Here is a 17,804-nt window from a genome sequence, read left to right as displayed (position 1 = left end):
TGGCGGACAATATCGCCCGCCCATGACGCTGGCTTTAATTTCAACTAGTTATTGCGATTCAACTGCGACCAATCTTTTCTCAGTGCGCACTACCAGCAGATAAGTGAGGATAAATGACAGCCCAAGTGACAAGGTGACCCCCAACAGGATGTAGATAAAGTAAGGGCCAATATAGGCCGGTAGACTGAATATGCTCGATAGAATATAGCCATACAGCCTTACGCCGAAAAAGGCGATAAATGCAGAAGCAATCGAGCTGCTTATTGTCGTGGCAATAAACGCTTTTTTGTATTTGGTTAGCACGCCAAACAGTGCGGGTTCCGTAATACCCAATAAGCCAGAAACAGCAGCAGACAGCACAACGGTTTTTTCTTGCCGGGTTTTGACATGGAAATAGATCGCAAAAGTTGAACCCGCGATGGCCATGTTTGCCATAAACATCATCGGCATTAACATATCAAAACCCTTGTCGGTAAAGTTTTGCAATGCAATGGGGGTCATGGCGTGATGCATACCGGTAAGAATAGCAATCGGGCGAATGGCTCCGACAATAAAGCCAGCAAATACCGATGAGATATCAAATAATCCCTGAATACCCAATGCCAGCAGTTTGCCTAAATAAATGCCAGCAGGGCCGATCAACGTCAATGAAACCAATGCGGTGATAAAAAGGGTTAGCGTGGGAGTAAATACTGTTTTCAACACATCGGGCATAATTTTATCGACCCAACGGTGAATATAACTTAGCGCCAGAATTGAGAAAATAACGGGAATAACACTGGCAGAATAGTTAAATACCGATACTGGCACGATATCCATAAAATAGATGACATTCACCGCGCCTGGGGTATGCGTGGCGAGTGCTTTGGCAGCATCAATGAGTGTGGGGTACATCAGGCATGCTGCCACTGCCGCCGCCAGATATTCGTTAGTTTTAAATATCTTCGCCGCAGAAACGGCAAGGAAGAACGGCAGGAAATAGAATACACCGCTGGCAATTAAATCGATAATCATCACCGTGTCGCTTTTGGCTGAGATAATTTTTAAAGCGATTAACCCTGCCAGTAAGCCTTTAATCATCCCCGCTCCTGCAATCGCCGGAACGATAGGGCCGAACACCCCAGAAACGGTATCCATAAACAGTGAAATTAGACTTTTCCGTGCTTTAGGTTTTATTGCGGCAGTCGTGGCTGAGGGAGCATTATTTTCAGGTGACATATTATCAACAATATCTTGATACCAGGCATTCACCTGTGGGCCGATAATAATTTGTACCTGATCACTCTGATTTTGCGCCCCTAATACACCCGGCAATTGTTTGATTTTCTGCCACTCGACTTTACTGTCGTCAATTAAATCAAAACGCAGCCGTGTCATGCAGTGCCAGACTTTATTTATATTATCCTGACCACCGACCAATTTAATTATTAACTGACATACCTCAGTCCTTCCCATAAAACCCTCGTAGCTGAGCCATTATTTTTATTCACTGCGAACGATAATAAGTTTACTGAAAGTTAAAAACAAACCAATAAATCATGTTCTGCATCACATTATTCTACCGTTAGGGTGTTGTTGGGTGCTTTTTCTATAAATTGGTATGGTTTTTTACAGTAATTAGCACGTTTCACGAACCAAAAAAAACATTTAAATTTTAGGTTTACAAGGCCAGTGTAAATAAGGTGAAATTAGCGAATATGACATACGGATTTATTTATTTTTGCATCATCGATTGCCACGTTGAAGCGTCGCAATCTGAGTGTTGTAAAGGAGCATTACATGCAACCCACGTTGATAACTGGCATTGAATGTCAGATAACCCGCCCCGATCGCCATAATTTAGTTGTGGTTAAGATTGAAACTAATAAAGGGATTGTTGGCCTGGGCTGTGCCACCTTTCAGCAGCGCCCCCTTGCCGTTAAAGTGATGGTGGATGAATATCTCCGGCCACTATTACTGGGGCGTGATGCTAATAATATTGAAGACTTGTGGCAGATGATGATGGTCAATGCCTATTGGCGCAATGGGCCGGTGATCAATAACGCGATTGCCGGGATTGATATGGCGTTATGGGATATCAAGGGCAAGCTGGCAGATATGCCGCTCTACCAACTGTTTGGTGGCAAATCAAAAGATGCCATTGCTGCCTACAGTCATGCCGCCAGTGACTCGCTGGATGGGCTGTATGGTGAGGTAGACCATTTGCTGGCGCAAGGCTACCGGCATATCCGCTGCCAGTTGGGATTTTATGGCGGTAATGCTCAGGATCTGCATGCAACCCGCCAGCCAACACTGGGCGCATACTACGATCAAGACCAATATATGGATAACACGTTGGCGATGTTTAAAGCGCTACGCGAAAAATACGGCAATCAATTCCATATTTTGCATGATGTGCATGAGCGCCTATTCCCACAACAAGCGGTTCAATTTGCCAGGCAGCTAGAAGCGTATCGCCCTTATTATATTGAAGATATTTTGCCGCCGAATCAGAACGAATGGCTGGAGCAGATCCGTAATCAAACTGCGGTACCACTTGCCACAGGGGAGTTATTTAATAATCCGGCAGAGTGGAAAGACTTGATAATCAATCGCCGGATCGACTTTCTGCGTTGCCATGTATCACAGATTGGCGGAATTACCCCGGCACTAAAACTTGGGAGCTTCTGTCAGAGTTTTGGTGTTCGGCTGGCCTGGCATTGCCCGCCGGATATGACCCCAATTGGTGCTGCGGTTAACACCCATTTAAATATCTATTTGCACAATGCGGCAATTCAGGAGTTCGTGGCCTATCCAGCTAATACCCTTAGTGTATTTCCGGGAGCCGTTCAGCCGGAGCGGGGCTATTTATATCCGATTGAACAGGCGGGGATAGGTGTTGATTTTGATACTCGCTTAGCTGATGAATTCCCGGTGGTTTATCGGCCTCATGAGTGGACACAAAGCCGTTTGCCAAACGGGGCTATTCATACGCCATAATGAACTTTTTGCCAGAGTTGATGCGGGCCTGATTCATCTCTGGCGAAATTTCAGGTTATCCTGATTGAATGGAATAACATAGGTGCAGGAATAGTCGATATCCACGATATCGCTGAAGGTATATACCCTGCCATCCTGCAAAATCCCTCGGTTTAGAATATGCATGGCGGCAATGCCTTTTTTGCATCCGAGTAGCTCAGCTTGTTCTTTATTGATATTAATCGCCTGATAGTGGGTTAACGCATGTGACAGGCGATAGCCTTTGCTAAGAATATATTGCTGTATCGAGCTTTCGATGACTTTTTGGCTTAAATCAGGGAACGCGGATACCGGCATGCGTGAGTTCTCAATTTGAACCTTACGATTATCAATGTAACGCAAGCGTGAAAATGCCCAGATAAAATCATCCGCCGTAAGGTTGAAGATTTGTTGTTCTTCATTGTCAGGGCGACGTTTATGCAGATTAATCAAACGGAAGCTGATTTGGTTAAATTTCTTTTCCGTAATTGAATTGTATACCAGCGGGTTATTACCCACACCGGGGTTAATAAAGATCCCGGCACCTTGTACCATATGCACGGCACCAATGGCTGCCAGCTTCTCTAACGCTTTACGAATGGTAAAGCGTGACACGCCATATTCCTCTGCTAACTGGCGTTCTGGCGGCAATTTCTCAGGTAATTTCTCGCCATACTGATACATTTTACTCAGCAAGTCTTGAGCAATAAATTCTTTCTTTTTCATTCGGTTGTCCAACACATGTAACCCCTGCGGCGTGGTGGCAGTATACCCTTTATTGGTGTTATCGGCAGGGGAGAAATGATATTGGATAGGGAGATAAACGCCACTCAAGGGATTGAGCGGCGTGATACACGATATTGTTTTACTTAACTGCCGTTATTGTCCTGCAAAAAAAGAATGCCGTTAATCAGCTTATCCATACCGGCTTCGACCTTACTGCGGGAACAGCCTACATTAAAGCGTAGAAAGCCACGCCCCTCTTCGCCATAGGTAAAACCGGGCATAATGGCGACTTTCTCCTTCTCAATCAGCACCTCTTGCAACTGGTGGTCATCAATGTTCAAGGGGCGTAGGTCTATCCATGCCAGATAGGTTGCTTGCGGCGGCTGCCAGTTTAATGCCGGGAATGCCGCATTAAGGCGCTGTGCCACATAAACCAGATTGGCTTGCAAGTAACTGCGTAACTCATCCAACCACGGTTGCGCCTGCTGGTAAGCCGCAATATGCGCCACGATAGCCAGTACCGCTGGAGAGGATAGCCCATCACGGCCTTTCAACATTTGGGTGTAGATATCACGGGTTTCACTGTCACTGATTAAACCATAGGCACCCGTTAAGGCGGGGATATTGAATGTTTTGGAACCTGAAGTCAGCAACGCCCATGGGGTCTGACCTACCTCACTCCATGGTGTATGCACCTGATTGCCCCAGGTCATATCCATATGGATCTCATCGCTAATAACGCGAACCTGATGGCGTTCACACAGTTCGGCCATTTGCGCCAACTCTTGTGGTGTCCAGACTTTTCCGGTTGGATTATGCGGGCTACACAACAGCAGCACTTTTGTCTGTGGCCGCGCCAACAGCGCTTCCAGATGTGCCATATCGCATTGCCACTGGTTATCCACTTTGTGCAGCGGGCAGCTAAGTAGTTGGCGCTGATTACCGAGAATAACTTTGTAGAAAGCATCATAGGCAGGGGTGTGAGTAACGACGAAATCACCGGGTGCAGACCAACAGCGGATTAGCTGAGCGACCATATAGATAACCGACGGGCCGTAGACCGCCATTGAGGTATCAATGTGGCAATGAAACCGTTGCAGATACCAATGACGGATTGCACCAAGGAAATCTTCATGCTGCCAGCGGCTATAGCCCAACACACCGTGGGCGATACGCTGATTCAGCGCTTGCAAAATCACCGGTGCGGTAGGGAAGTCCATATCCGAAATGGTAAAAGGCAACAGGTCAGCAGCGCCAAAACGGTCTGCAATATAATCCCATTGGGTACACCAAGTGCCGTGACGATCGACAGGCGTTGAGAAATCAAACATCAGCATCTCGCTTATCAAAAATACCCTTGGTTCTTGAAGCCGCAGAGTGGGAGCTGCACACGCACCCGAATCACTTAACTGCGTAAGCTTATCGGGATGCGTTTGCTGGCGGCCTGGCTGCAACGCCAATAACCTTGGGTATAGTTTTTTATGTAACGTGTATTTAGGTAGCGGTATTTAGCGAATTACCGCCCTAAGGTGTTGCAAATTGAGCACTGCTTATCAGTGAGTCTAATTCATCTTTCACCGATTGCACCTGTGGGCCAATAACAACTTGCAGATTATGATCATTCAGTTGAATTACGCCAATGGCGCGGTTGGCTTTTAATGCTTCTTTATCCACCAGATTCATGTCTTTAACTGACATCCGCAAGCGGGTAATACAGTTATCCAACGAGACAATGTTATCCGCACCACCCAGGGCATGAAGAATAGCAGGGGAGTTATAACCAGATTTACCGGTCGCAGCGCCATAAGCGGCTTTTTCTGCATTACTGCTAGCGGTGGTTTCGCTCTCGCGGCCGGGTGTTTTGATATTGAAGTGCTGAATAGCAAAACGGAAAATCATGTAGTACGCCACGAACCAGATCCCGGCAACCACGGGTACCCAATACCATTTAGTCGCGGTGCCATGCAGAATACCAAATACCACGAAATCAATAATATTACCGTCGGTGTTACCAATGGTCACACCCAGCAACGCCATCACAGTAAAGCCCAAACCGGTCAGGATCGCATGGATCAAATACAGGAACGGTGCTACAAACAGGAACAAGAACTCAATCGGTTCGGTGGTGCCACCAATCACACAAGCCACAACACCGGAAATCAACAACCCTTTAATTTTATGTCGATTTTCAGGCTTGGCACAGTGATACATCGCCAGCGCAGCACCTGGCAGACCGCCGAGGAAGGCGGGCATTTTGCCTTGAGACAGGAAGCGAGTCGCACTTTCTGAGAAGCCGGTGGTGGTTGGGCAAGATAGCTGAGCCTGGAAGATAGTCAGTGCGCCACTCACGCTATGACCACAAACATCCATAGTTCCGCCCGCTTCAGTAAAGCGGATCAGTGCCACCAAAATATGGTGCAGGCCGAACGGCAGTAATAGACGTTCGCCACTGCCGAAAATCATCGGCCCGAACATGCCGGCACCGTTAATCAGGCGACCCAGACCGGTGATACCGGCGGCGAAAAACGGCCAGATCAGCGGGATCAACAACCCCACCAGCCCGAGCACGACCGTCGTCACGATCGGGACAAAGCGGGTGCCGCCAAAGAAGGCTAATGCATCAGGTAAGCGAATGGTGTTGAAGCGTTCATGCAGTAAGTAAACAATGACCCCGACAATCACCGCACCCAGGATCCCGGTGTCGATCGACTGAATACCTAAAATATTTTGAATGTTATGCGTTTTCAGGACTAATGGATCGGTGGTTGGCAACACACCACTGGTGGTGAGGTAAAAGTTGGTCGCCAGATTCAGCACGGCAAAGCCGACGAAACCAGAGAACGCTGCCACGCCTTTATTTTCACGCGCCATCCCTAGCGGGATAGCAATGGCAAACATCACGGGCAAGAAGCTAAAGGCAAACGAACCCACTTTGCTCATCCAGGTAAAGAGCAACTGGAAGGCAGGATGGCCAATTACCGGCAATAGGGTGATGACATCTTTACTGCTGAGCGAGCTGCCGATACCCAGCATGATCCCACAAAAGGAGAGCAAGGCGACCGGCAGCATGAAGGTTTTCCCTAAACTTTGGAAAAACTCCCACAGCGTAATTTTTTGTTTTTTTACCGCTGACATAGTGACTCCTGTTTTTCAAAACGCCTGATGTTAGAAATGTCTGCTCTAACCACCGCAGTTGTTAATCACGGTTTGTTTATCGATAAATGGCGACTATTTCGCCTCCCTGTCTGGAGGTTAAACAAGATAAAACGTTTAACCCAGATAATATGAGCGATATGTCACAATTACTGATGCTACTTCTGTATTAGAGTAAATCATCAGATTAAACGTTTAACTTGGCTTGTTTATCAGCGGTTATGACCATTAAAAAAATCACAATTACCGATGTGGCTAAATTTGCCGGTGTTTCAGTGGCGACCGTTTCATTAGCTATTAGTGGCAAAGGGCGTATCTCAGGGGCAACCGCAGACCGGGTCAATCAGGCAATCGAACAGTTAGGTTATGTGCGTAACCGCCAGGCGGCACAATTACGCGGTGGCGAGTCCGGCGTGATTGGCTTGATTGTGCGCGATATCGGCGATCCGTTTTATGCCGCAATGACGGCGGGTTTAAGTGAAGCAATTGAAGCCGAAGGCAAATTGCTGTTTCTGACGCAAAGTGGTCGTGAGGGCAAGGGGTTATTACGTTGCTTCGATACACTTATCGATCAAGGTGTTGACGGCTTGGTGTTGGGTGGCGGCGCCAAACGTGAGATGGGATTGCAGGAGAAGGCGGCAGAGCATGATATTCCATTGATTTGCGCGGCACGGTCTAATGTGTTGGAAGGTGTTGACGTTGTACGCCCAGATAATATGCAAGCGGCTAAAATGGCTACTGAGTTTTTGATTGGCCGTGGTCACCGGCAAATTGCCTATCTTGGTGGGCACTCGCACTCATTGACCCGCGCAGAGCGGTTGGGGGGCTTTTGTGCCACGTTAGTTCAATATGGCCTGCCATTCCGTTCTGAATGGGTGGTTGAATGCGATGGGCAACAGCAGGCGGCGGCAGATGCGGCACAAGAGTTGCTACGCTATCACCCCAACGTTAGCGCCATCATCTGCCATCAGGCGTCGGTGGCGTTGGGCGCTTACTTTGGTATTTTACGCACCGGACGGACTATTGGTAGTGCTGGGGTAGACACCTATCTGGATCAGCAAGTGGCACTGATTGGTTTTGGCGATGTGCCGGAAGCCGAGTTAACTGAACCGCCACTCACGTTTATCACCAGTTCTGCCAGAGAAATTGGTTACAGTGCAGGGCAGCGGTTACTACAGCGTATCGCCGGTGTTGACCTGCAACTGCAAAATGTCATTTTACCGCCGGTATTGATCCGCCGAGGGTCAGCATGATCATGCTTGATCTTGGGGGTTATTCACTGACGCCAGAGCATCGACATTGCCTGCGGTAATCAAGTGTAGGTTGTGGCTGATATCTTCTATCGGCCAGTCCCACCACGCAATAGCCTCGAGTTTAGCTATCGTCTCCGGCGGGAAGCGGCTCTTAATCACGGTTGCCGGGTTACCGCCCACAATGCTATAGGCCGGTACATCACGCGTCACTACGGCACGCGATGAAACGATGGCACCATTGCCGATAGTCACACCCGGCATGATAAGCACGTCATAACCAATCCAAACATCATTTCCAACCTGGGTATCGCCCTTATAGGGCAGTTCATCCATTGATGGCGTGACACGCTCCCAACCATGACCAAAAATATTGAAAGGGTACGTCGAGATACCTGAAATTTTATGATTGGCACCATTCATGATGAATTGAACCCCGCGTGCCAGTGCACAGAATTTGCCAATAATCAGTTTGTCGCCAATAAACGGATAGTGATAGAGCACGTTGCGCTCGAAGTTTTCCGAATCTTGTGGATCGTCGTAATAGGTATAATCCCCGATAATAATATTCGGGTTTTTCGTCGTGTTTTTGATAAAGCAAACCTGTGGGAAGCCCGCCATAGGGTGCTTGCAGTCGGGGCTGGGGCAGGTCATAAGTTTATTTTTCATTGCACCTCCCTACGTACTACGTGGTTCAATAGATAAAAAAAACGGAGCCATCATCAGGCTCCGTTTTACATTTTATGGTTGCTACTTATTGTGCAGGAACCACTGGTTCTGGCATTGCTTCTGGTGCGCTGCCGGTATCTTCTTCAGCAGGAGCACCACCAAACATACCGAACAGGCCAACAAACTCTTGCAGTGACATTTTCTGACCATTCAAATTGACCTGATTATCAGCGAAATGGAAGCTGCTGCTGATAACATCATCTTTGGTGGTGGTCAGTTTAAACATCTGGCCCATAGCGGCAACGCCTTGAACTTGTTGTTGTGCCAGCTTCTGAGCTTCTTCCGGGCTGTAGCCTTGCAGGCGTGCGGCCTGTGTGGTCAACTCAGTTGCCATTGCCATCGGGATAGTCAGGGTTGCGTCAACTTTCTTCACTGACTGCGCTAACAGTGGTTCAGCGCTCGCTTTAGCCTGCGCCGGATCAACCAAGTCGATATTTAAGGTAAAAGTACTTTCCCCTTTGGCGTTTTTCCAACTCAGTGGCGCAATGCTCACAGTTGGATTGCCTTTCAACAGCGCAGGGATGTTGGCTGTCAACATTTCGGTCATTTGCTCTTGATAAGCAACAGGATCGAGGTTTTCGCCAGCCTGAACGGCTTTCAGCACTTGCTGATTATACGCGCTGGTGAACTGTTTCAAACTCTGACCATCAAGTTTGTCAAAGGCAAAGGCCAACTTACCGGAACCAAAATCATTACCTTGAATTTTTAATGCATCCAGGGTGTAGCTCAGTTTGCCGTTCAAGTCTTTATCCGTTTCACCCAATTGGGTATTCAGGTTAAAGCCAACCAGTGTTGCCATTTCTTTGCCATCGACACTGAAACCAATTTGCTTGATGGCAGCTTGTTGGTCCCCGATGCTGAGATCAAATTTACCCATTTTGCTGTCACTTTTCAGCGTCAGGCCCTGCACACTGAATTGTTCCAGTTGGTCCCACTGATTCTTGCTGGTGAAGACGATATTTTCGCTGCTACCGCTCATCTTCACATTACGCATATCACGCGAAACATCGGCATCGATGGTGGCACCAGAGAATTTCATGCTGGTGGTGTTTTGCTGATAGTCGATAGGAATAAAGGTAATGGCGGAAGAAGTATCACCACTGTAGGAGATACGTGAGTCAGCGGTAAACGGTGACTGACCTTTGGTAACTTCAAACAGTTTTTTCAATGCCGGGGTATTGGCAAGTTCGGTATGTACCGATGCCATGCTCGGGATCAAATTGAATCTTTTCAACTGTGCGAATGGGAAGGGGCCGTGGTCGATAGTTTCGATAAAAGCGACTTCATCGCCGTCTTTTAAGGCTTTTTCACCGGCAACGCTGCTATCTGCTTGCAGCACATAGCGAACCTGGCTACGGAATAAACCCCGTTGGTAATCGGTATAGGCGAGTTTGACACCGGCTTTAGGCAGCAATGTTTTGATCTGCCCGTTTGCGTTGTTAACCAGTTCGCCCATTCGTTGTTCAATCAGTTTGCCGGTATACCATGAGGCTCCAGTCCATGCTGCGCCAAGTACGACAATGACGCTGACAGCCACTAACGATTTTTTCATTGTTCTGTTCATCCTTTTCTAATACACCAAATTCACTATGTTGAACGCGGTAATGAGTTGCTGGTGAAAAATCACCCAAGAGAATGCCTGAAAACAGTATTCACCAAATTAATATAGGCATAGATTAACCGGACACAAATATTATTGCGACGATAACCACCCGAAAATGACACGCGTGTATTCTGTGTAATAACAAAACCCCGCCATTGCGACTATGGAATCTATCTATCGCGACAGCAAAAAGCCAGTAATTGACAACAAAATGAGTCACTTCGTTCAGTCTGCGTTGTAAACACGCGCAATTGAGCCAATCCCATGCACTGTAACCGGTGATTCATTCGCCGGGATAAAACAAGATTCGCCCGGTTGTAACGTAATTTCTTGCTGCTGTTTTCTCAACACGGCCTGACCCTGTACACAGAATACAATCGCTGCACTATTTTGTGCCAACTGTTGAGGCTCAGGGGTGAGTGTATGCAGAGAAAAAGCAAAATCCTCTACTGGGATCGGGAAGGCCAGTTCGTTGCCTTGCTGTTTTGGTGTGGTCAACAGCGTATCCGCCGGTTTGGGGATAAATTGCAGATTGGCCATCAGTTCAGGAATATCGATAAATTTAGGTGTCAGACCCGCGCGTAATACGTTATCGGAGTTTGCCATCACCTCTAGTGCCACCCCATTCAAATAGGCGTGCGGGGTTTCAGCATACAGGAACATCGCTTCACCCGGTTGCAGTGTCACGACATTGAGCAACAAGGGGGAGAACAAGCCACTGTCATCCGGGTAGAAGCGCGAGATGCTGCGGACAGTATCCCAAGGCTCACCTAACTGATTATTCAAAGCCGCTTTCAAAATCCCCAGCGCGAGCGTTTTTGACTCGCCAGCCAGACTCAGTAAACTGGCAAACAGGGTTGCTAAGTGTTCGGTATCCGGTTCGCGCAGGAATGCCGCGATATCGGGATGCGCGGCCGCCAGCGGTTGGAGTAATGCCTGAATATCTTCCAAGGTACGGAAACCATTCATTGCCTGAAAGGGTGTCAAGGCATAGACCAGCTCCGGTTTATGGTTGGCATCTTTATAATTTCTTTCGCCGGCATCCAGTGGGATACCCGCCTGATTCTCTTTGGCAAAACCCATTTCGGCGGCTTTTTTGCTGGGATGAACCTGAATCGATAACGGTTGTGCCGCACAAAGGACTTTGAACAGGAAAGGCAGCTCACCAAAACGGCTGAAAACATCATGGCCCAGATTAGCATCAGGATCTTGTTCGATCACATCACGCAATGAATGCCACTGGCCGTTAGCATCAGCCACCTGAGAACTGCTCTTCGGATGAGCACCCATCCACAGCTCAGCCATAGGTTTTCCGTGCGGATTCGCTATACCATAAAGCTGAGTGAGGGCATCAGTACTGCCCCAAGCGTAGTTTTGTACTGCATTCTTCATCTTTTGCATGTTTACGTTCTGCCGTTTGTTAAGGGCCAAAATTAAGGGGTGCACACAAATTAGCTATTTTATATGGCTAATCGCGCGTAGCCCTGCCGCCCAATAAAATTGTCCCTTAGTAAACAATGGCGCTACGGGGGTTGCAAGAGGTAATCGGGAGATAGTCTGACCGCCTGGCTCTTCATGACGATATTGATCACAAAATGATATAAATGCGAATCAATCGCATAAAGGTGGCAGCAAATATGCCATGATAGCTATCATGTACCAGTGAGACTGGTATGACATACTCAACTGTTCAGTTCTACATGCTAAGGAGACCGTGATGGCGACCACCCGCAGTGAAAAAGACTCTATGGGGCCTATCGATGTACCGGCAAATCAATTATGGGGCGCGCAAACCCAGCGCTCACTGGAGCATTTCCGTATCTCGCAAGAAAAAATGCCGACGGCACTGATCTATGCTCTGGCACTGACCAAACGGGCAGCGGCGCAGGTCAACATGGATTTAGGGCTACTACCCGCTGAACGGGCAAAGGCCATCATGCGCGCCGCAGATGAAGTCTTGGATGATCGTCATCCGAGTGAGTTTCCGCTTTCTATCTGGCAGACCGGATCTGGCACCCAGACCAACATGAATATGAATGAGGTTTTGGCGAATCGTGCCAGTGAACTGTTAGGCGGCGAGCGCGGAAACAATCGGTTAGTGCATCCTAATGATGATGTGAATAAAAGCCAAAGTTCAAATGATGTGTTTCCAACGGCGATGCATGTTGCTGCGGTTATCGGGTTGCGGCAACATCTGTTACCGGAACTGAAAGTATTGCAGGAGACACTGTCACATAAAGCGGGCGCTTTTCGCGATATCGTGAAGATTGGCCGGACGCATTTGCAAGATGCCACGCCATTGACTTTAGGGCAGGAGATCTCGGGTTGGGTGGCGATGTTATCCCACAGCGTGCAGCATATTGAAGCTATCATTCCTCATCTGTGTGAGTTGGCGTTAGGGGGGACGGCGGTAGGAACCGGGCTGAATACGCATCCTGAATATGCCGTGCGAGTAGCCAAAGAGATTGCGGCGCTTACCCATCAGCCATTTATCACTGCGCCGAATAAATTTGAGTCATTAGCGGCTTGTGATGCATTAGTTCATGGTCATGGGGCTTTAAAAGGACTTGCAGCTTCATTGATGAAAATTGCTAATGATGTGCGTTGGTTGTCCTCCGGCCCTCGCTGCGGCATTGGTGAAATCGCGATCCCTGAAAATGAACCCGGCAGTTCAATCATGCCCGGCAAAGTGAATCCGACACAGTGTGAAGCCATGACGATGTTATGCGCACAGGTTATGGGTAACGATGTGGCCATCAATATTGGTGGAGCATCCGGTAATTTTGAGTTGAACGTCTTCCGCCCGTTGGTTATTCATAACTTCCTGCAATCAATCCGTTTGCTGGCCGACGGTATGCGTGGTTTCAATGAGCATTGCGCAGTGGGTATTGAGCCAAATCGTGACCGTATAGCGCAGTTACTGAATGAGTCTTTGATGTTAGTTACCGCGTTGAATACCCATATTGGCTATGACAAAGCTGCCGAGATTGCCAAAAAGGCTCATAAAGAAGGGCTTACACTCAAAGCTGCCGCCTTGAAATTAGGCTATCTGACCGGAGAACAGTTTGATGAATGGGTCAAACCGGAAGAGATGGTTGGTAGTATGAAGTAACCACCGGCCAAACAAACGATTAACGCCGGTCCTTATGACTGGCGTTTTTTACAGATACAAAGAGCGGCTAAGCACCTAAAGGAGACAGAGATAGTACCGGAAGTGATCTTGGTAAAGCATTATTTATTCAACGTCGATATACAGATGCAGTCTTGGCACCAGTAACCGCAGTGGTTTGGCATCCGGCTTATATTTATGCTTAATTTGGTTGATATCGTAGTCTGTTAACTCACCTAATTTAGGCAATTCCGCCGCTGATTGTTCCTGGCAAAAAGCAATTAACGGCATAGGGCAGGGGTGTTGTACTTGCTTTTGCTGTTCCTGATACCAAACTCGCGCTATAGGTTGCACTTTTACCGGCCGCTTAATCTTCAGGCGGGTATTTTCAGGTAAACGTTTCACATCATTAATTTCCAAGCTAATTAACGCTACCCACTGTTCGCGGCTAAAAGGTGGCACCGCGCGCCCGGCATTGAGGCTTTTATTCAATTGAGCCAATATCTCTTCACGGGTGACATTCTTAATTATATGTTTGTTGGCCCAGCCGAAACGCACAGAACTTGGATTGATGAGTGGCGTAATGGTGCGGTAAGTATTTAAGGTAATCAGCCCGTGCAAATGGGTATGCACAAACTCGAAACGTTGCTCACTCGGTAAGCCCGATTCGACGGTAATGATATGTTCCAACTCACTTTTCAACTGATTAATCTGATAAATAGTATTTTCACATTCCCCCAGTTGCTTGTCACTCACAGTGAAACAAAGTACCCCAGGTAAGCGCAGGGCCGCTTTACTACTCGTATTTTGTCCCTGATGATGAATAAACAACCGCTGGTAATGCTGTAACCCCAGATCTTTTGCCTCATTACCTACTTTCGCAGTAACGGTGATTTTCTCAATGGGTTGATGTTCTGTACCTTTTTCAATTTCAGGTAGCAAAAATACGCGGGCGGCGAGTAAGGGGAGCGTATTAAGTTGCTGGTGGAGATGCTGTAATGCAATTTCCAGTGCAGCAAAGCTGCCATTCATTCGCTCAATCAAATCATACTTAGCCATTATCTTTTCCAATTCAGCTAATTTTAGTTACAACATACATTATGTTATATCAGTAAAAAAAGCACCATGAAAGCCTGTTGTTAACTTTGATAAAGGGGAGATCTATGGGTAGTGGCAAAAGATTCAACAGCGCGGTTTTTCAGGGGGCAGGTTAATACGGGGCATTAATATCAATACCCCAGACAGATAATCAGGATAGGTGCGCTAACACAATTTTGGTGGCCGCGGCTAAAACGTCACGGCGTGGTTCTGCTTCTTTCTTAAGCTGCGTAAAGTAAATCACTAAAACCAGTGGCGCGCCTTTAGCCGGCCACAACACCGCGACATCATTTGTCGTACCATAATCACCACTGCCGGTTTTATCACCAATAACCCAATCAGTCGGCGCACCTGCACGGATAGTTGCCGCTCCTGTGGTATTTCCTTTTAACCACAAGGCTAACTGCTCCCGTTGCGGTGCGGCTAGGGCATCTCCCAGTACCAACTTGTTGACACTGGCCGCCATAGCTGCGGGGGTTGTGGTATCTCGGGGATCATTTGGCAGGGCAGTATTTAACTCCGGTTCCCAGCGATCCAGTCTGAAGGTTTGATCGCCAATACTCCGTGCAAACTGATTAACCATTGCTAGCCCGCCCAACTGTTTGATTAACAAATTGGCTGCCGTGTTATCACTATACTGAATAGTCGCTGCGCACAGCTCTGCAACTGTCATCCCTTGTGCTAAATGTTTGCGCGTAATCGGTGCATAAGCGAGTAAATCACTTTCATGATATGTAATGTGTTTACTGAGTAGATTTGGCTGAGATTGGCTGCGACCCAACACTGCGGCGGCCAGCATTAATTTAAACGTACTACAGAATGGGAAGCGTTGGCCGCCACGATAGTGAATCTTGGTACCTTTGCCGGTATTAATTAACGCTAGCCCTAAGCGGCCATTTGACGATTTTTCAAGTTCAGCGAGTTGATTATCTAATGACATTTTTGCCCCAACCGCCCAAGACGGTAGCGCAAAATTGAGCAATGGCACGGTGATACCGGCTAATAATAGCGAACGCCGCAACGGTGAATGTTTCATTCCTGAATCTCGCAAATAGTAAGCTGTGGTGAGCATTATAAGCACGATGGTAAAAGTGCCGCAATTCGGGATAAACCGTTTGATTGGAAGGGCATTGCTGTACAGGGGAAATCGACAGTAAAGGCTAAATGACCGGATAAATGGCACTTAGCCTTTTGTGATGAGGCAAATATCAAGCCAATGCTTTGGCTTTCAACTGCTGGTATTCGCTTTCGGTTATCGTTCCTTCATCCAATAATTTTTTGGCATCAGTAATCTGTTCTGCTGGTGATTTCCCCGCAACCTGACGGATATAATCATTGGTCTCAGATACAGATTTTTGTACCGTAGCGCGATAACGCTGCGCCATGCCCTTGCCTCGGGTAACAAGATACAAAAGAGAGGTTAAGAGTGGGATGAAGAGCAGAAATATAATCCATATCGCTTTATAAAAACCACTTAACTCATGGTCTCTAAAAAGGTCAGAAATGACTTGAAACAGAATCAGTAAGTAAGCAATAAAGAAGAAAATTGAAAATGTTGTCGCCAGTATGTCCCAAAGAGTAAGGAAGTGACTTGCCATATGAACTCCTGAAATCAAATAAATGAAGAAAATATTTTCGTAAAAATCCCTAAATACGTTAGGTACTTAATTTACACGCTAACCAATCGTAACTTTGTATTAAGTTTCATATTAATAATAGGTACATACCCAACAGGACGTCAAATTATAGTTTGGCTATCCTGTCGGTTTTATTTCGATAATTAAAGATTAAATTCGTGCGGCTTCTGGCAACTTACGTAATTGTTGCCCAACATACAGTGCCAACAGCAGAAGTGTCGTAATAAATACCACAACCCCAGTCCAGCCTAAATTAAGCCAGAAGATGCCGCCTAATGTTCCCGCCACGCTAGAACCAGCGTAGTAGCAAAATAGATAGAGCGATGAGGCTTGCGCTTTCGCGCGTCGAGCGCGGCGACCAATCCAGCTACTGGCAACTGAGTGGGCGGCAAAGAAGCCAGCAGTAAATATCATCATGCCGAACAAAATCGTAATCACTGGGGTAAAGCTGGTAATAATAACACCCATCAGCATCATGCATATTGAGGCTAATAATACTGGCCCACGACCATATCGGCTGGTGAGCGAACCTGCTTTCGGTGAACTATAAGAACCCGTTAGATAGACGATTGATAATAACCCCACCACCGCCTGGCTCATATAATAAGGCTGAGCCAGCAAACGATATCCAATGTAATTAAATAAGGTGACAAAGCTGCCCATAATCAAAAAGCCTTCGGCAAACAGCAGTGGCAAACCGGGATCACGCCAGTGTAACTTGAAATTGATCACCAGCGTTCTTGGCCGTAATAATGTTGGCCGGAAATGTTTAGACGGCGGAAGAATTCGCCAAAACATACAGGCGGCAGCTAAAGCGAATAAGCCAATAACTGCCAGTGCAATACGCCAGGAAAAGAAGTCACTCAGCACGCCCGTAACCAGGCGGCCACTCATCCCTCCGATGGAGTTACCGCTGATATACAAGCCCATGGAGAGTGCGACAAAACTCGGGTGAATCTCCTCACTGAGATAGGTCATAGCCACGGCGGCAACGCCGCTTAAGGACAGACCAATCAATGCCCGCATCAACAAAATCCCTTGCCAACTGGTCATAAAGGCACAAATTAAAGTACAGATAGCCGCCAGCATTAGCGCAACGACCATAACCGACTTACGTCCAATGGCATCGGAAAGTGGGCCAGTAAACATCAGGCCGAACGCCAACATCCCAGTGGCGACAGAAAGCGATAAGCTGCTGCCCGCAGGTGAGATATTAAAGTCTTGAGATAACAGTGGCAGGATGGGTTGTACACAATAGAGCAGGGCGAATGTAGCTAATCCTGCTGAAAAGAAAGCCAGAGTCACACGGATAAATTCGGGTGTACCACGTTGAATATATGGTCGTTTAGTTAAACGTGTAACTTCGGGGGGCGGAGCTAACGAAGTTGCATCATCATTTGCTGCGGATGTCGGCGCTACGGTGGACGTAGTGCGCAAAGAGGTGGTCACGGTATTTCCTTATCAATAACCCAATTAAAGACTGTCTGTTTCGATCTAGCCAC

The 17,804-nt window shown here is 47.4% G+C and carries 14 protein-coding genes; 3 read left to right on the top strand and 11 right to left on the bottom strand.

Annotated features, from left to right (window positions below; genetic code table 11):
- Positions 1 to 48: 48 nt before the first annotated feature.
- Positions 49 to 1,455 (bottom strand): PTS transporter subunit EIIC, encoded by a 1,407-nt coding sequence (locus A6J67_RS14845; RefSeq protein ID WP_042569754.1) that lies wholly within the window; start codon positions 1,453 to 1,455, stop codon positions 49 to 51.
- Between the two features lie 324 nt (positions 1,456 to 1,779).
- Between A6J67_RS14845 and A6J67_RS14840 the strand changes: the two genes are divergently transcribed.
- Positions 1,780 to 2,979 (top strand): enolase C-terminal domain-like protein, encoded by a 1,200-nt coding sequence (locus A6J67_RS14840; RefSeq protein ID WP_050296969.1) that lies wholly within the window; start codon positions 1,780 to 1,782, stop codon positions 2,977 to 2,979.
- A gap of 33 nt (positions 2,980 to 3,012) precedes the next feature.
- On the opposite strand, the gene A6J67_RS14835 is transcribed toward A6J67_RS14840, so the two are convergent.
- From A6J67_RS14835 to malX, 3 genes are all read right to left on the bottom strand, one after another.
- Positions 3,013 to 3,723, bottom strand: coding sequence for a GntR family transcriptional regulator (locus A6J67_RS14835; protein ID WP_032906044.1), 711 nt, complete (start codon positions 3,721 to 3,723; stop codon positions 3,013 to 3,015).
- Between the two features lie 143 nt (positions 3,724 to 3,866).
- On the bottom strand, positions 3,867 to 5,054 hold the full coding sequence (locus tag A6J67_RS14830; protein WP_042570165.1) for a MalY/PatB family protein: 1,188 nt from the start codon (positions 5,052 to 5,054) through the stop codon (positions 3,867 to 3,869).
- A 193-nt stretch (positions 5,055 to 5,247) separates the two neighbouring features.
- On the bottom strand, positions 5,248 to 6,858 hold the full coding sequence (gene malX / locus A6J67_RS14825) for a maltose/glucose-specific PTS transporter subunit IIBC (protein ID WP_005184115.1): 1,611 nt from the start codon (positions 6,856 to 6,858) through the stop codon (positions 5,248 to 5,250).
- A 239-nt stretch (positions 6,859 to 7,097) separates the two neighbouring features.
- Here malX and malI point away from each other — a divergent pair, with 239 nt between their 5' ends.
- The gene (malI, locus tag A6J67_RS14820) at positions 7,098 to 8,129 is read left to right on the top strand and encodes a Mal regulon transcriptional regulator MalI (RefSeq protein ID WP_005184118.1); all 1,032 of its coding nucleotides are present in this window, start codon (positions 7,098 to 7,100) and stop codon (positions 8,127 to 8,129) included.
- Here the strand turns inward: malI and vat(F) are convergent, their stop codons facing one another.
- From vat(F) to manA, 3 genes are all read right to left on the bottom strand, one after another.
- The gene (vat(F), locus tag A6J67_RS14815; RefSeq protein WP_404810562.1) at positions 8,130 to 8,780 is read right to left on the bottom strand and encodes a streptogramin A O-acetyltransferase Vat(F); all 651 of its coding nucleotides are present in this window, start codon (positions 8,778 to 8,780) and stop codon (positions 8,130 to 8,132) included.
- A 100-nt stretch (positions 8,781 to 8,880) separates the two neighbouring features.
- A complete protein-coding gene (locus A6J67_RS14810; RefSeq protein ID WP_005184125.1) occupies positions 8,881 to 10,407 on the bottom strand; it encodes a YdgA family protein in 1,527 nt (508 codons plus the stop codon).
- A gap of 276 nt (positions 10,408 to 10,683) precedes the next feature.
- Positions 10,684 to 11,859, bottom strand: coding sequence for a mannose-6-phosphate isomerase (gene manA / locus A6J67_RS14805; protein WP_050288212.1), 1,176 nt, complete (start codon positions 11,857 to 11,859; stop codon positions 10,684 to 10,686).
- Between the two features lie 316 nt (positions 11,860 to 12,175).
- Between manA and fumC the strand changes: the two genes are divergently transcribed.
- Entirely contained in the window at positions 12,176 to 13,570 is a 1,395-nt protein-coding gene (fumC, locus tag A6J67_RS14800; protein ID WP_050073312.1) for a class II fumarate hydratase, read from the top strand.
- Positions 13,571 to 13,693: 123 nt separating this feature from the next.
- On the opposite strand, the gene tus is transcribed toward fumC, so the two are convergent.
- The 4 genes from tus to A6J67_RS14780 all read right to left on the bottom strand — a co-directional run bounded on the left by tus (position 13,694) and on the right by A6J67_RS14780 (position 17,751).
- Positions 13,694 to 14,626, bottom strand: coding sequence for a DNA replication terminus site-binding protein (gene tus / locus A6J67_RS14795; RefSeq protein ID WP_050073314.1), 933 nt, complete (start codon positions 14,624 to 14,626; stop codon positions 13,694 to 13,696).
- A gap of 190 nt (positions 14,627 to 14,816) precedes the next feature.
- A complete protein-coding gene (bla, locus tag A6J67_RS14790) occupies positions 14,817 to 15,701 on the bottom strand; it encodes a class A beta-lactamase (protein ID WP_042569760.1) in 885 nt (294 codons plus the stop codon).
- A 172-nt stretch (positions 15,702 to 15,873) separates the two neighbouring features.
- Positions 15,874 to 16,263 (bottom strand): SHOCT domain-containing protein, encoded by a 390-nt coding sequence (locus tag A6J67_RS14785; protein ID WP_032906046.1) that lies wholly within the window; start codon positions 16,261 to 16,263, stop codon positions 15,874 to 15,876.
- 189 nt (positions 16,264 to 16,452) lie between these two features.
- Entirely contained in the window at positions 16,453 to 17,751 is a 1,299-nt protein-coding gene (locus tag A6J67_RS14780; protein WP_032906047.1) for an MFS transporter, read from the bottom strand.
- Positions 17,752 to 17,804 lie beyond the last annotated feature (53 nt).

The organism is Yersinia sp. FDAARGOS_228 (assembly GCF_002073315.2).
Lineage (GTDB): Bacteria > Pseudomonadota > Gammaproteobacteria > Enterobacterales > Enterobacteriaceae > Yersinia > Yersinia intermedia.
The sequence above is the reverse complement of the archived record's forward strand: the minus strand, read 5'-3'. Positions and strand labels throughout refer to the sequence as shown.

Coding starts and splice junctions, on each gene's coding strand:
- bla (WP_042569760.1), bottom strand. CDS start 15,701: ATGAAACATTCACCGTTGCGGCGTTCGCTATTATTAGCCGGTATCACC.
- A6J67_RS14785 (WP_032906046.1), bottom strand. CDS start 16,263: ATGGCAAGTCACTTCCTTACTCTTTGGGACATACTGGCGACAACATTT.
- manA (WP_050288212.1), bottom strand. CDS start 11,859: ATGCAAAAGATGAAGAATGCAGTACAAAACTACGCTTGGGGCAGTACT.
- malX (WP_005184115.1), bottom strand. CDS start 6,858: ATGTCAGCGGTAAAAAAACAAAAAATTACGCTGTGGGAGTTTTTCCAA.
- fumC (WP_050073312.1), top strand. CDS start 12,176: ATGGCGACCACCCGCAGTGAAAAAGACTCTATGGGGCCTATCGATGTA.
- A6J67_RS14810 (WP_005184125.1), bottom strand. CDS start 10,407: ATGAAAAAATCGTTAGTGGCTGTCAGCGTCATTGTCGTACTTGGCGCA.
- malI (WP_005184118.1), top strand. CDS start 7,098: ATGACCATTAAAAAAATCACAATTACCGATGTGGCTAAATTTGCCGGT.
- A6J67_RS14835 (WP_032906044.1), bottom strand. CDS start 3,723: ATGAAAAAGAAAGAATTTATTGCTCAAGACTTGCTGAGTAAAATGTAT.
- A6J67_RS14830 (WP_042570165.1), bottom strand. CDS start 5,054: ATGTTTGATTTCTCAACGCCTGTCGATCGTCACGGCACTTGGTGTACC.
- A6J67_RS14840 (WP_050296969.1), top strand. CDS start 1,780: ATGCAACCCACGTTGATAACTGGCATTGAATGTCAGATAACCCGCCCC.
- A6J67_RS14845 (WP_042569754.1), bottom strand. CDS start 1,455: ATGGGAAGGACTGAGGTATGTCAGTTAATAATTAAATTGGTCGGTGGT.
- tus (WP_050073314.1), bottom strand. CDS start 14,626: ATGGCTAAGTATGATTTGATTGAGCGAATGAATGGCAGCTTTGCTGCA.